The 13,399-nt window shown below is 61.0% G+C and carries 10 protein-coding genes and 1 pseudogene; 1 reads left to right on the top strand and 10 read right to left on the bottom strand.

All coding sequences use genetic code 11. The features are described from left to right. Genes P9M14_18155 through P9M14_18180 form a run of 6 tightly spaced genes read right to left on the bottom strand, consistent with a single transcriptional unit; the run spans window position 1 to window position 9,511 of the window. A complete protein-coding gene (locus tag P9M14_18155; protein MDP8257675.1) occupies window positions 1–1,491 on the bottom strand; it encodes a radical SAM protein in 1,491 nt (496 codons plus the stop codon). Further along, window positions 1,488–3,563 carry a glycosyltransferase family 39 protein gene (locus P9M14_18160; GenBank protein ID MDP8257676.1) on the bottom strand — a complete coding sequence of 692 codons (2,076 nt, stop codon included), beginning with the start codon at window positions 3,561–3,563 and terminating at the stop codon, window positions 1,488–1,490. The genes P9M14_18155 and P9M14_18160 overlap by 4 nt, the downstream gene beginning before the upstream one ends. Next, the gene (locus P9M14_18165) at window positions 3,564–5,519 is read right to left on the bottom strand and encodes a serine/threonine-protein kinase (protein MDP8257677.1); all 1,956 of its coding nucleotides are present in this window, start codon (window positions 5,517–5,519) and stop codon (window positions 3,564–3,566) included. It lies immediately after the preceding gene. A gap of 11 nt (window positions 5,520–5,530) precedes the next feature. Then, window positions 5,531–6,787: a hypothetical protein gene (locus tag P9M14_18170; GenBank protein ID MDP8257678.1), complete on the bottom strand. Its 1,257-nt coding sequence runs from the start codon at window positions 6,785–6,787 to the stop codon at window positions 5,531–5,533. After that, complete coding sequence (locus tag P9M14_18175) at window positions 6,784–8,646, bottom strand: DUF2339 domain-containing protein (protein MDP8257679.1); 1,863 nt, start codon at window positions 8,644–8,646, stop codon at window positions 6,784–6,786. Before P9M14_18175 ends, P9M14_18170 begins: the two co-directional genes overlap by 4 nt. Window positions 8,647–8,659: 13 nt before the next feature. Beyond that, a complete protein-coding gene (locus P9M14_18180; protein ID MDP8257680.1) occupies window positions 8,660–9,511 on the bottom strand; it encodes a hypothetical protein in 852 nt (283 codons plus the stop codon). Between the two features lie 304 nt (window positions 9,512–9,815). Here P9M14_18180 and P9M14_18185 point away from each other — a divergent pair, with 304 nt between their 5' ends. Beyond that, window positions 9,816–10,394, top strand: coding sequence for a hypothetical protein (locus P9M14_18185; GenBank protein ID MDP8257681.1), 579 nt, complete (start codon window positions 9,816–9,818; stop codon window positions 10,392–10,394). Between the two features lie 281 nt (window positions 10,395–10,675). Here the strand turns inward: P9M14_18185 and nifU are convergent. From nifU to P9M14_18205, 4 genes and pseudogenes are all read right to left on the bottom strand, one after another. Beyond that, window positions 10,676–11,047: pseudogene (gene nifU, locus P9M14_18190) on the bottom strand (Fe-S cluster assembly scaffold protein NifU). Between the two features lie 9 nt (window positions 11,048–11,056). Continuing rightward, window positions 11,057–11,524 (bottom strand): Rrf2 family transcriptional regulator, encoded by a 468-nt coding sequence (locus tag P9M14_18195; protein ID MDP8257682.1) that lies wholly within the window; start codon window positions 11,522–11,524, stop codon window positions 11,057–11,059. A 4-nt stretch (window positions 11,525–11,528) separates the two neighbouring features. Further along, window positions 11,529–12,296, bottom strand: a complete 768-nt coding sequence (locus P9M14_18200) for a ThiF family adenylyltransferase (protein MDP8257683.1) — start codon at window positions 12,294–12,296, stop codon at window positions 11,529–11,531. Window positions 12,297–12,299: 3 nt separating this feature from the next. Beyond that, on the bottom strand, window positions 12,300–13,399 hold a 1,100-nt coding region (locus tag P9M14_18205), incomplete at its 5' end, for a cysteine desulfurase family protein (GenBank protein MDP8257684.1).

Consider the following 13,399-nt stretch of genomic DNA (forward strand, 5'->3'; position numbering starts at 1 on the left):
TCAATACTGCTTTTTATTGAACCACATCTTCTCGAACAGCTTTTCGGCGACCATGCTCCAGGCGGTGTAGACCGAGCGCGTGAACTCCCGCCAGCTCTTGAGCCGCAGCAGCGCCTTGATGATGTATTTGGGACGGAAATAGAAGCGCAGGTAGGCTGAGCGCGTCCAGCGCTGAACCTCGTCTTCGCTCATCGCACATCCCGGACGCGGCATGTAGATTTCCATCGAGGGGTCCAGGATGTATTCGCTCCAATAGTCGCGTCCACGCTCCTGGATCAGCATCCGGTAGAGCTCGGTGGCCGGCATCGGCGTGACTTTGCTGAACTGTGCGTAGTCCAGGTTGAGTTTGATCGCGAAGCGGATCGACTGCTTGATGGTCCGTGCGGTCTCGCCCGGCGAACCGACCATGAAATAGCCGAAGGTGTCGATCCCGATTCGATTTGTCAGGTCGATGATCTGCTTGATCTTCGCCAGATCGGTTTCCTTGCGCAGGGTGCGCAACACGTCGGGGTCGCCCGACTCGATGCCGTAGTAGATCCGCTTGCAGCCCGCGCTGTGCAGCGCCTCGAGCATTTCGGCGTTGACCAGATCGACGCGCGAGCGGATCGCCCAGTAGATCTTGAGATTGCGGCGGTTAATCTCGTCGCAGATCTCGATCACGCGGTTGCGCTGGGTGGTGAACGAGCTGTCGAACACGTCGATCTCGCGCACCTTGTACACGTGGTAGCACTGCTCGATCTCGTCGACCACGTTCGAGGCGCTACGCGGCCTGAACTTCATTCCGCCCTGCTCGCAGAAAATACAGTGGAACGGGCAGCCACGACTGGTGATCATCGGCGTGAAATTCTTGAACTGCGAGATGAACGAGTAGTAGCGGTCGTTGGGCAGCAGCTCGCGGCAGGGGTAGGGCGAGTTGTCGACGTCCTGAAACAACGGACGCGGCGGCGTGACCATCACGCCATCCGGAGCGTCCTCGCGGCGGAAGATCAGACCGTTGACCTCGGCCAAATCGCGGCCTGAGTTCAGCGCCGCGATCAGCTCGGGCACCGTCTCCTCGGCCTCGCCGATCACGCCCAGGTCGATCTCGCCGTGGGTCATGGTCTCGCTGGGGTAGATCCCCATGTGCACGCCGCCGAGCAGCGTGGACACGCCGGTGGCCTCGCGGATCGAGCGCACCCATTCCAGCGTCTGGTAGAAAAGGTAGGTGGTTATGGTGAAGCAGATCAGCTGCGGCCCGAAACCCCGGACCTTGTCGATGGTCTCGGAAAGGCTCAGCTGCATCGCATTGGCATCGATGAACTGGACCTTGACGCCGATGTTCTGGAACACGCCGCCGACGTAGGCCAACGACAGGCTGGGGAACACGCCGTAGTTCTCTTTGACCGCCTTGATCCCCGGCTCGTTCTTGACAGCACCATATGGCGGGTAGATCAGACTGACGCGCTCGATCGGCGTTTGGATCTTCAGCTTTCTGGACTGGCTGTTGCTCATGGCTCGATCCCCAGATGCTTTGATTCGTCGACCCAGCCTTTGACCGCACTGCCGCGTTGTTGCCGCGGCACGCGGAACAACGCATCGATGGCCACGTCGTCCTGGAACAGATCCAGCAGGGCGTTGCGCCGCAGTTGCGCGCCCACTCCCTGATAGAAAAACGGTTCGTCAACCAACGGCGCTTCCCCCGGCATCACGCTGAACGCGTCCACCGACAGGCGACCCAAGCCGCGCATCAGCGCCAGCCTGCGATCCGGCGCATTCTGGCACACGCCCAGCAGACGCACAACGGTTGCCAGCGCGCGCGATGCGGGCGGAGCGTCGCTTGGCAAGCCCAGTGTGTCGGCATCTGAAGCCAGCGCACTGTGGTTGCCAACGGTCCAGGCTCCGATCTGCATTCCGACCCCTTCCCAAAAACAGGGGTCAGTGTAGACCGACGTCGGAACTTGGTCGGTGATCTGTTCGAGCATGACGCAGGGCTGTGCCATGGCCGCTGCTCCCTGGGAATCGAGTAGCTGCTTGGCTAGGTGTCTTCCCATTCCGCGGTCAAGATCCGCGCCGTGTTCGCCGCGCGCCTGGGCCACCATCTGTTGGGCAAGCTCCGAGGCCGGCGGGCCGATGTAGCCGAAATGCTCAAAGGCCAGCGGCAGTTGATCCGCTGGAAGCTGATGCAAAATCTCGAGGCTGGTCGGCGTACTCATCCCGGCTCCGCCGACGATTCCGGCCAAGCGCTCGAGCACCAGCTGCTGGTCCGAGCCGCGGAACTTCAAAACAGAGAAGCGCGGGGAGTCAACCGCGGACAGATCGATGCACGGCACGAGGCACAGCGCTCCGATAGTCAGGGCTATAAACGCTGCGCTGATCCGCCGCAGCAGCCGTCGTTCGCGCAGCATTCCCAGGGCGCTGTCAGCCCCCACGCCGATCCAGGCAAAGATAAACGGCAACGCCGGACCCAGGTAGCGGTAGTTGACGTACTCCTGCGGCCGACTGAGGCGGAAGTCCTCCACCCGGAAACCGGAGAGCACCAGCACCAGACAGAACAATGGCGGAAAGACCAAAATCGACAACCGCGGGTCCAGGGCCCGCGCACGATTGCGACGCAACGGATTGTGCAAACTATCTTTGAGGCGCAGCAGCAAGGCCAATGCGCCGCCAAGGGTCAACAGGTAGAATATGATCGAGAACGCCGCACCGGGGATCTTCCAAACGGCCGGGTAGAGCGCTGAGCGCGGCAGGGCGTAGCCGATCAGCCGTAAGGCTTTGAGGCCGATCCACGAGGGCTGGGACTCGAGAAACATCCGCGAGCCCTCGATATAGGCCGTGGTCTCGTAGCCGGTGTAGGTGTCGATACTGAACATCGCACCGTGGCCCCAGAAGCTGTAATTGAGATACCAGGGGATCAGCCCGATCAACAACCCCGGCCAGAACGCCAGGAACGATCGTTCTAAAGGCCAGCGCCTGTCGAGCAGCGCCCACAGAATTAGCAGCATTGCCAGCGTCACCGCAAAGGTGTAACTGAACCACAGCCCGAGCCCGCACAGCACGCCCAGCGCCAGTCCACTCAAAGCGCCGGGCTGTTTGGGCCTGGAATAGCCGAGCATGGCGATCAGTCCCCACAACGCGACGATGGTCAGCAAACTCGATTCGGTGTGATTGCCCCAGGCTGTGACTGAGAGCAGCCCGTACAGCGGCGGAGGCGCAGCGAACAGCAGTCCGCTGAACACTGCGGCGCGGCGGCTGAAGTAGCGGTCGAGAAACAGCACCCAGAGGATCATCGTCAGCAGACTGAAGATGATCGGCGCAGCGCGCAGGCAGATCAGCCGGTCGCCCCATTGAGCGAAAAACGGCCAGGCCATCAGCCCCTCGAGCACCGTGCCGCCGGCAAAAGGCTTGAATTGGTAGGCCTGCCAAGGCATGACCAGCGAGCCTCCGGCCAGGGCGGAGGCGATATTTCCGGTGGGGGTCTCGTCGGTCAGCGGCGCCCACCAGTTGACGTCGCCGAAGAACAGGATCAGCGCCCTAATCGCCAGGTGGACCGATACGAGCAGCGCCAGCCAGCCGAATCGGCGCACTTATTCGAAGCTCTTGTCGATCTGGATCGCGTTGCGCGCCTGCTCCAGCCCCTGTTGCAGCTCAAGGTCGTCGGGGTCGACTCGCAGCGCGTTCTGGTAGGCGCGCAGCATCCCCTGATAGTCCTTGCGGCGCTCGGCGGCCACGGCCTCGCGGCGGAAGCTGTCCTCCATCATCTGCAACTTCTTTTCTGCGTCAACGTTGTCGATGTCAAAGAATTTCACCAGCCGATACAACGAGGCCGAGTTGTACAGCGGAGGAGAGACCCAATGCTGCGAAGCAAAGCAGCGTTCGGCCCGCGGCATCAGCACCGCGGTGGGGTCGCGCAGGAAAAGATATCCGCCGACCGACAGCGCGATCAGGGCCAATACGGCGATGTACGGCGCGAACTTATGCAGTGTGGCGCCCCTACGCCGCTTACGCGTCTTGGCGATCAGTTTCAGACGAAATTCGGCGTCGGTTCTGTCCGGTGAAATGCTCAATACCTTTTTATAGCGTCGGCGCGCGCGCCGGATACGACCGGCCCGCTCTGCGCGTTGGGCCAGTTGAAACATTTGGTCGGCACTCTGGCGCCGCGCGCGTACCGCCTTCTTTTTTTCGATGGCCTGCGGCACCCGGTAGCACTGTAGAACCTTTTCCAGCTCCGATTCGGCCCGGGCGAGCTGTCCCTGGTCGATCAGTTTCTGGGCGCGGGACAGCAGGCCGTTAACCAGGCGATCCACGCTTTGGTAGGTATCAAGCCGATGCAACAGCGTAGCGTCGCCAGGATTGATCTTGCGCGCGCCCTCGAGCAATTTTACCGCGCGTTTGAGCTTGCCGTCGTTGTAGAAAAGCTCGGCTCGATCCATCAGCGACGTGAGCTTCTCCATTTTTTTTAACGACGTCGGCAGTTCCATCGGCACGGTCTCGGGATCACCGTTGAGCGTAGCGGCCATCGAGGCCCGAGCCGAATGCGTGACGGAAAGCTGACCGGCTGCGGAGGGCATGTTGCGCGGCAATGTATCGCTCAGCGCGTAGAACGCCTCCTGAGCTTCACGGGCGGTGCTGAATCGGTCTTGCGGATTCTTCTGCAGCAGGCGCATCACCGCTGCATCGAGTTTCCCGGGCAGGCCCTCGCGCTTTTTCGAGATCAACGGCGGATCTTGATCCAGGTGCGCCTTCATCAACACCGGGATCGGCTGATCGTGGAAAGGCGGACGGCCGGTGAGGCACTCGTAGAGCACCACGCCGAAGCTATAGAGGTCGGAGCGATGGTCGACGTTTCCGCTCCATTGCTCGGGGCTCATATACTCTGCGGTGCCGACGATCTCGCCGGGTCGGGTGACGCTGCTGAACTCGATCGAGCGCGCAATGCCGAAGTCCATCAGGCTGACCAGGCCGTCGTTGCCCAGCATGATGTTGCCCGGCTTGATGTCGCGATGGATCGTACCGCGCGAGTGTGCGAAGTCCAACGCACCGAGGGTTTGCACCGCCACGTTGATCACCGCGTCGGCCGGTAGCGGTCCTTTTTCGCGCACGCGTTGCGACAGAGTGCGTCCGGCAAGGAACTTCATCACAAAAAACGTCAGGCCCTCGTCCTGGCCGACGAAATAGATCGGTACGATGTTCGGGTGATCCAGGCTCGAGGCGATGCGCACCTCGGCCTGAAAACGCTGCACCAAGTTCTCGTCCATGGCGAACTGCGGCGGGAAGACCTTGATTGCCACGTAGCGCTCGAGGCCGATCTCCTGAGCCTGGTAGACGAAGCCCATGCCCCCGCGACCGATCTGCTTGATGATCCGGTAGCGTTCCAACAGCAGGTCGTCGCCGGTCAAAGGGGCGTTGGGATCACGCTTGGGCAAGGCCGGCTGGGGCGGGGAAAAAATCTGTTGATCCAGATCGCTGTCAACGTTCGGATCGATGTGCGAATCGACCTTGAACGGATCTGTGCCGCGATCGTGTTGCCTACCCTCAGTCATCGAGCCTCATTCTAGCCGTCCTGCGAACGCCGCGCCAAGCGGAAGATCAAGCCCGCCAGCACCAGCACCGCCAGAATCAGCGCCGCGGTGAGCAGCGGCTTGTAATCCCGCGGCGGGGCCGGAGTCGCGGGGCAGACGTATTCGGGGTTGGCGCTCTGCGGACTCAGGGACAACGCCTCGGGCCGGACGTCGGGCAGAAACTCGTAAACAGCCTGGATGTCGTAGACCGGAGCCTTAACGCCGGGCGCGCCGTAGAACAAATTGATCTGTGCGCCGGGCAGGGCGGGTATCAACAAGTAGCGACCCTGTCCGTAGGCGCTGATCCCCTGCACCGCCAGCGGCGGGTTGTCGCCCTGTTCGATCATGACCTTGATCTCCCGGGTCCAAGCCTCGGGAAAGGAGATGGTCAAATTCTGGGCGTGATACAGCTCGCTATCCACCGAAAAGATGTTCTGCGCAGCTACCGGCCGCCAGTCGTCGACGTTGAGCAGCGCGAACAGCCGCACCGGCCTGCTGAAATTCGTACCCTGCACATCGAACGTAACGTGGCTGATTAAGTAACTGTGTCCCAAGTCGTAACGCAATGTCGTGGTCTTGGCCTCGGGATCGTCCACTCTGCTCACCAGTACCGAGTCGCGCCTGATCAGCCGCGACTCGAATTTGATGTTGCGTTCGACCCTCACCGCGTCGGGCTTGATGATCGAGCCGGACTGACAGCGAATACGCAGCCTGATGCGGCGGGCGTCGGTCTCGGGATGTCGCAGGCGCAGATGGCGCGACTGCACCTCGTCGGTGTAATCGAAGATGCCCATCCCGTGCTGCACGCGCGACCATTGGCCGTCGACCATCGCGTCCATATCAACCCTGCAGCGGAAGTTGTGCTGGTCGGTCTGCACGAAAAGTTGGTTGTAGCTCATCAACCCCTCGGGCATCTCAAGCTCGAAGCGCACCGTGCCGTCGGCCTGCGCCGCCATGTTGGTCGGCTGCACGCTCACCGACTGGGTCACCCAGCGCGGGTTGTCGTCCAGCAGTTTGTAGGGCACCGGGGTGCCCGAGCCGTCGTCGAGCCGCAAGTCGCCCAGATCGCGGCGCGCCGCGTCGAAGACCTCGCCGTCAAGTGCGATCAGGGCGTAATCGCCGCTGAACTGCTGGGGCAGTTGGACCTGTTTTTGATATTGAAACGGCGTGGAATCCAGTTGCGTAGCGTCGGCCGCGGCCGGTCCGGGCAACAGCAACAGCAGGGCGCTGAGCGCCAGGGCGTGTCTCATGGACGTTCCTCCGGCGAAACCAGTTGCTCGATCTGCTTGCGAAACACGGCGTAGATTAATCCGACGGAGATCAACACTGCGCCCAGTCCGACAAAGCTCAGTACGCGCCAGATCGTATCGAGAAAGCTCAGATCGAGCACAAAGACCTTGACGATCGTCAACCCGAGCAACGACAGCGCCAGCCAGCGCAGCGCGGCGTTGCGCATGCTGAAGCCCAGCACCAGCAGCACCGCGCCGAACGCAATATAGAACCCGGACAGCGAGAGCATCATCGCGTGCTTGATCTGCTGCGTTGAATCAAAGGCATAGTCGGAGGTCCAATCCAGACCGGTAGTTTGCATTTCGAAAAAAGAGTCGATCTCCACCGAGCCCCACACCAGGAACGCAATGCACGAAAAGATCATCAGCGCCAGGCGCACAATGCGCATCTCGCCCGCGGGCTTCAATCGTTCGGGATTGTAAATCCGAGCCCAGATTCCCAGGCAGACCAACGAGACCAGGAAGGCCAACGATCGATCGTTGAACAGTACGTGCATTGCGTCGGAGTGCGGGTAGAGCCAGCGCGAGCTGTCGAAGATCGCCAGACGGCCGAGCACCAGCGCGGCGATGATGTAGGCCGAGCGCCGCAGCCAGGGGCGTTGCAAACGGAAGCCGGCCCAGCTCAACGCCAGTCCCTCGAGCGCCCAGGCAATGGTTACATACTGCGCATCGAGCTGCATCGGCGCGGCAATGACCAAAAACACCACGGCCAGGCTGAGGTAGACGTTGATCAGGAAGCGGTCGTCAGCCACGCGCCTGATTGCCAGCAGAGCCGGGCCGAGGCTGACCACGGCCAGGGCCACGGTAAACAGGCCGACCCACTGACTGTGATCTACCCACAGCAGGCCCACGGCAGTGGCGTAATACCAGACAGCGGCCAGGGCCAGGATGATCAGGCCCAGGGCGTCGGAACGGCGACGGCTGACGATGTTGTTGACGAACGAGAGCAGGGTAAACAGCACGAAGAACGCGCTGAGAAACGCCAGCGCAGGCCACAGCTTGCTAAAACCATAATGCGTGAAGAGCCAGGCCGTGAACGTGAAGATCGTGCACAGCAGGGCCAACAGGTCGAGCACGAACCAGCGCCTGAACATCGCGATCGCCAGGATCGCCAGGTCGAGCAGCAGCACGTAGCTGAACAGGCCGTAGAGGTTGTCCTTTCCGGTGTTGAGCATCAGCGGCGTGAGGAAGCCGCCGAGCAGGCCCAATATCGCCAGGGCCCGTGCGTCGTAGCGCACTGAGAGCACGATCGCCGCCACGGTGATCAGCACCATGAAAGCGTAGGCAGCGTAGACGTTGGTCAAATCGTAGAGTTGGAACGAGGCGAAGATCGAGAGGTAGAGCAGGGCGATGCCGCCGCCGCTGATCGCCTGTCCCCAATGATCGTGTTTACGCGCGCGCGCCAGTTCCGCGGCCAGCAGCATGCCCACTCCACAACAGATGCCGATGATCACGCGCAGGGTCTCGTTGATCCAGCCGCGCTGGACGGCCAGGGCGAAAAAGAAACCTCCGGCTAGGATCACCGCCAGCACGCCGATCCAGAGGAAGAGCTTGGCGCCGATCAGCATCTCCATGCTCTGGCGAGGCTTTGGAGTGCGTAAGGCGGTCGCGGCTGCCGCTGGCGTGGACTTTGTGGACTGCGGCAGGGGAGGAAGCGGCTTTTGCCCTATGGGACGGGCGACCTGCGGCAATGCTGCGGGCGTAGCGGGCTGCTGCGGAGTCTGTTTGGCCGACGACTGCTCGAGCTGTTGCAGGCGTCTCTCGAGCCGATCGACTTTGGCCAACAGCTCCTCGATCAGCTTTGCGTGGTCTTGCGTCATCGATTCCTTCGAGTCACTGTGCCGCCAGGCACTGCATATCGTCGTTCTCCAGATCGTTGTCCAGCGTTTTGAACTGTTCCTCACTCCAGGAGACAATTGCAGGTGCTGGCCAGTTCACGCACCAACGCTCTGGCTGACGCGAGATCAGTACTGACTCACGGTACGATATGGTCAACGGACGCGGGGCAGTGCCCTTCCGCGGTTGCATCCAGGAGAGGCTCACCGGAAATACGATCCGCCAATCGCCGTCGCTCTCCGAGGTCTGCCATCGGTCCGCGGAGTCGATTACCAGCTTGAACAGCGCGTCGATCTGAATCGAGTAGCCCACGAACTGGGACCAGAACAGAGCATAGCTCGCGGGGGAGTGGAATGCGCCCAGCAGCAAAGGTTCCAGGCGCTTTTCAGCCTCGCCCTCATCATTCTTCCAGACCTTAGACCCCTGGGGCAGCATGGCGTAGGCCGCCTCAAAGGCCTCGATATTAATCAGCCTGCAATAGCGCTGCAACGCCTGCACAGGCGTTGTCGGCTTCACGTCAAAGCCTAGTATTATAAGTCTCTTAACTAGGTCGAAGACAAGCCTGAACAGCAGTAGATAGAGACCAATGAAGAGCTGGGCCAAGCCCAGCAGGGATTCCATAGCAAGCAACTTGCCGAAACGCACTCCCAGTCCAAAGGCCAACAGCCCGAGTACGATCCACGCCCAGTAATGGGAATCAGCCAACACAAAAAAAACTATGATCAGCGCGGCTATTAATGTCAGGCACAGCCATATTAACCCGGCAAAACCCGATGCCAGGCTCTTTACTCCATAAACCAAGTCGCGCCGCAGACCCCGCGCAATGGATTTTGCCGTGCCGTCGACCATCAGCGGCGATCCTGGGATAGCATTGTTACTATAGACACATCGGGGATGTATCACATGACAAGACTCTGGACAAGCAAAAGTCTTGTAGAACGCTAAATTACTTAAATTAACAACCTGTTACTGATTAATTCTCATGTTAATTATACAATATTGTGTGTAACATATAGTTAATCAACGTAAATTTAGATTAATGTAAATTTTCTTCCTCTGCCTGCGTTTGTTCTGCTAAGTTTATATTACTATCAGGCCTGGATTATTCACCGGGCGCATTACAATTTCGGGGCGAATTTAAGCGGGAGTGCTGATGAAAGCCAAGTATTGCCTATGGCTGTGTTTGATCATGGCCTCGGTCCTGTTTTGCTTTGTGCTGTCCTGCGATTCAGCGGACGATGACGACAGCACATTGGACAACGACGATGACGACGCTGACGATGATTCGGCTGACGACGACAGTACGGACGATGACGACGATGATGATGACGATCAGCCCGACGCTGAAAGCTACAGCGGCACCTGGGAAGGCCAGATCGATATCGAGTATTACAACGCCACGCCCCCCAAGACCGACGATCTGCGTCACGTGATCGTTGTCGACCCCAGTGGAGCTTTTATCGGCAGCCTATCCTACGGCGAGGGGACCAGTGGAGGCGATGCCCCGGAAAAGGAACTGACCGAGGGAGAGCTGCGCACCAGCGACAATATAATTTCCTGGGAAATGCAGTGGACCAGCTCGGGCAGCGGCAAAACCTACGACTTCTCGTTCACCGGGGTGATCTACGAACAAGACCAGATGGGAGGAGCCTTTGACTCGATCGAGGTAGGGTCAGAACTGAGCTACTCCTACGGCATCTGGACGCTGTCGAAGATCGAAGAATCGAACTAATCGCGCGTTAACTCGGATCCGCAGGTCGCACAGTGCGTTGCACCGTACTTCGCGGTTGTGCCGCAATGCGCGCAGAGCTTGAAGTTGTTGCCGCAGGGCCCGCAGATCGGATCGTCCGGATCGATCGGCGCGTTGCAATAGGGGCAGAGGGCGTTCTCCTGGTCTTGCTCTTGCTCTTGCTCTTGCGTGGCGACATCGCAGTTGATCCCCGACAGCCCTTGTCCGAAGCGTTCCTCCAGGCGTTGATCAAGGCTCTTCAGCGTCTCTTCCTGCGCCTCGGGACGCGCGTCGCCGCGCTTGTAATAATCCTCGATGGCGCGGTGCAGCGCGTCGGCCCCGAGGTTGGAGCAGTGCAGCTTCTGCTTGGGCAGGCCGTCGAGCGCCTCGGCCACGGAGGCGTTGGTGATCAGCATTGCATCGTCCAGAGTCTTGCCTTTGGCCATTTCGCTGACCATCGAGCTGACCGCGATCGCCGCTCCGCAGCCGAAGGTCTTGAACTTGACGTCGACCAGGCGATCGTCGCGGACCTTGATGTAGAAGGTCATCATATCGCCGCAGACCGGATTACCTTCCTCGCCGATCCCGTCGGCGTCGGGAATATCGCCGACGTTTCGCGGGTTCGTGAAGTGGTCCAGTACTTTTTCGGAGTACATTGTTTCTCCCTATTTGCCCCGTTTGGAGCAGCATGAGGCCGAGCTTGCAACATGCTCGACCTTGTCCATGTGCCGTTGGAGCAGCTCGGATAGATTGTGTCGGTCAAGTTCTTTCTGAATCGCGGAGTCCAGTTCGCGCCACAGCTCGCGCGATACGCAGACTTCCGAACGCGGGCAGTGCTCCCCATCGCCCAGACAGCCCACCGAGACCATCGGCCCCTCGAGAACCTTGAGCACGTTGCTAAGCCTGATGCGATCGGCCGGCATTGCCAGGGTGTATCCTCCGCCTGTACCGCGAATCCCCCTGACGATCCCCGCACGCCGCAGTTGGCCGAAAATCCGGTCGAGATAGCGTCGGCTCAGGCCCAGATGATTGGCGATCACCGCCAGGTCCACCGGCCCGCCTTCGAGGCGCTCGCGCATTGCCAGATCGATCAACGCCATCACGCCGTATTGGCCGCGGGTGGTGATCAGCATCGGCTCAGCTCTCGGACCCGATCGTGCCGCAATCCGGGCAATCCGGGTCGGGCCGCACCGCCACCCTGTCGAACGCTCCGTTCCACAGATCCACGCTGTAGAGCCAAGACGTGCCTGCGACAGATTGCTCCGGGGCGTCGACCAGCAGCCGGAGCGCCGCTGTAACCTGCATTGAGGCGATCAACGAGGGAATGGTGTTGATAATCCCCGCCGTATCGGCCGTGGGCAGCTCGCCTTGGTCAGGGGGCGCGGGAAACAGACAACGCAGGCACGGTCCGCGCCCCGGCTGTACGGTCATGGTCATGCCGTTGGCGCCCACCACTCCGCCGTAGACCCAGGGGACGACGAGCTGCAGGCAAGCGTGGTTGATCGCGTAACGGCCCTGCATATTGTCCAGGCCATCGAGCACCACATCCGCTCCACGGAGCAGCTCAAGCGCGTTATCCGAAGTCAGCTTCTGGAACAGCGCCTCGATCTCTACCGTGGAGTTGATCTGTCGCAGCCTTTCCGCGGCAGCCTGCGCCTTGGGCAGACTCTGCTCCACGTCGCGCTCATCGAATAACGTCTGGCGTTGGAGGTTGCTCAGCTCGAGCCGATCGCAATCGATTATCCGGACGTTGCCCACACCGGCGCGCACCAGCTTATCGCAAAGGTTGCTGCCCAGCGCGCCGCAGCCGACCACCACGACGCGGGCGCGACCTAGCTTGCGTTGTCCCTTCACGCCGATGGGCTTGAACAGCTCCTGCCGCGAGTAGCGTCCGTCGGGGTCCATTGCTCAGTCCGCGTCCTCGCCCTCATCGGAGCAGAAGTAACAGCTCAGCTTGTCGAACTCGGCTGGATCGTAGGTTCCCTTTTGCAGCTTATCCCACAGCGGGCTCATCTCGCGCAGCCGACCGACGATCTCCACCAGAGCCTCGACTGTGGCGTCGAGCTGCTCGTCGGTGTTGTGGCGTCCCAGGCTGAAGCGCACCGCTCCGTTGGCAAACTCGGGAGGCAGTCCCATGGCGGCCAATACGTGGCTCGCGCCCAGTGTCTCGGAAGTGCAGGCCGAGCCGGTGCTGATGGCTATGCCGCGCATATCCAGATGCAAGAGCATTGCCTCGCCCTCGACAAAGGCGAAGGTGACGTTGCTGGTGTTGCTCAAGCGCAGCTGCGGGTGGCCGTTGAAAACCAAGTAGCCGATCTTTTGCTTAAGTTGCGCCTCGAAGCGGTCGCGCATGGCCGCAAGCCGCGCGTTCTCCTGATCCAGGTCGCTGCCCGCCAGCTCGATCGCCCGGCCCATGCCCACGATGCTCGCGACGTTTTCCGTGCCCGCACGTCGGCCGCGTTCGTGGTGCCCGCCGCGGATCAGCGGCACGATCTTGGTGCGCGGACGGACGTAGAGCAGGCCGATCCCCTTGGGCCCGTAAAATTTGTGCGCGGACAGCGAGAGCAGATCGACGCCCAGCTCGTCCACATCGATCCGCAGCTTGCCGCCGGCCTGTACCGCGTCGCAATGAAAGATCACGCCGCGTTCGCGGCAGATCCGGCCGATCTCGGCGATCGGCTGGATCGTGCCCACCTCGTTGTTGGCGGCCATGATCGAGACCAAAACCGTGTCGTCGCGGATCAGCTCGGCCACGCGCTCGGGGTTGACCCGGCCTTGGGCGTCGACCTCCACGAACGAGACCTCGGCCAGTCCGCGGCGAGCCAGATGCTTGGCCACGTTGAACACAGCGTGATGTTCGATCTGGGAGACGATCAGATGGCGTCCCTTGCGCTGGTTGGCCTCGAGCACGCCGCCCAGCGCCCAGTTGTCCGCCTCGGTCCCGCCGGAGGTGAACACGATATCTTTGGGATCGCAGCCCAGGTACGCGGACAGCTGTTGACGCGAGC

The sequence above is a fragment of the Candidatus Alcyoniella australis genome, from assembly GCA_030765605.1.
In the GTDB taxonomy this organism is placed as follows: Bacteria; Lernaellota; Lernaellaia; order JAVCCG01; family Alcyoniellaceae; genus Alcyoniella; species Alcyoniella australis.

Bases quoted from the DNA above. Each gene is read 5' to 3' on its own strand.
- P9M14_18200 (MDP8257683.1), bottom strand. From the start codon at position 12,296: ATGGACCCCGACGGACGCTACTCGCGGCAGGAGCTGTTCAAGCCCATC.
- P9M14_18185 (MDP8257681.1), top strand. From the start codon at position 9,816: ATGAAAGCCAAGTATTGCCTATGGCTGTGTTTGATCATGGCCTCGGTC.
- P9M14_18165 (MDP8257677.1), bottom strand. From the start codon at position 5,519: ATGACTGAGGGTAGGCAACACGATCGCGGCACAGATCCGTTCAAGGTC.
- P9M14_18195 (MDP8257682.1), bottom strand. From the start codon at position 11,524: ATGCTGATCACCACCCGCGGCCAATACGGCGTGATGGCGTTGATCGAT.
- P9M14_18175 (MDP8257679.1), bottom strand. From the start codon at position 8,646: ATGACGCAAGACCACGCAAAGCTGATCGAGGAGCTGTTGGCCAAAGTC.
- P9M14_18180 (MDP8257680.1), bottom strand. From the start codon at position 9,511: ATGGTCGACGGCACGGCAAAATCCATTGCGCGGGGTCTGCGGCGCGAC.
- P9M14_18170 (MDP8257678.1), bottom strand. From the start codon at position 6,787: ATGAGACACGCCCTGGCGCTCAGCGCCCTGCTGTTGCTGTTGCCCGGA.
- P9M14_18155 (MDP8257675.1), bottom strand. From the start codon at position 1,491: ATGAGCAACAGCCAGTCCAGAAAGCTGAAGATCCAAACGCCGATCGAG.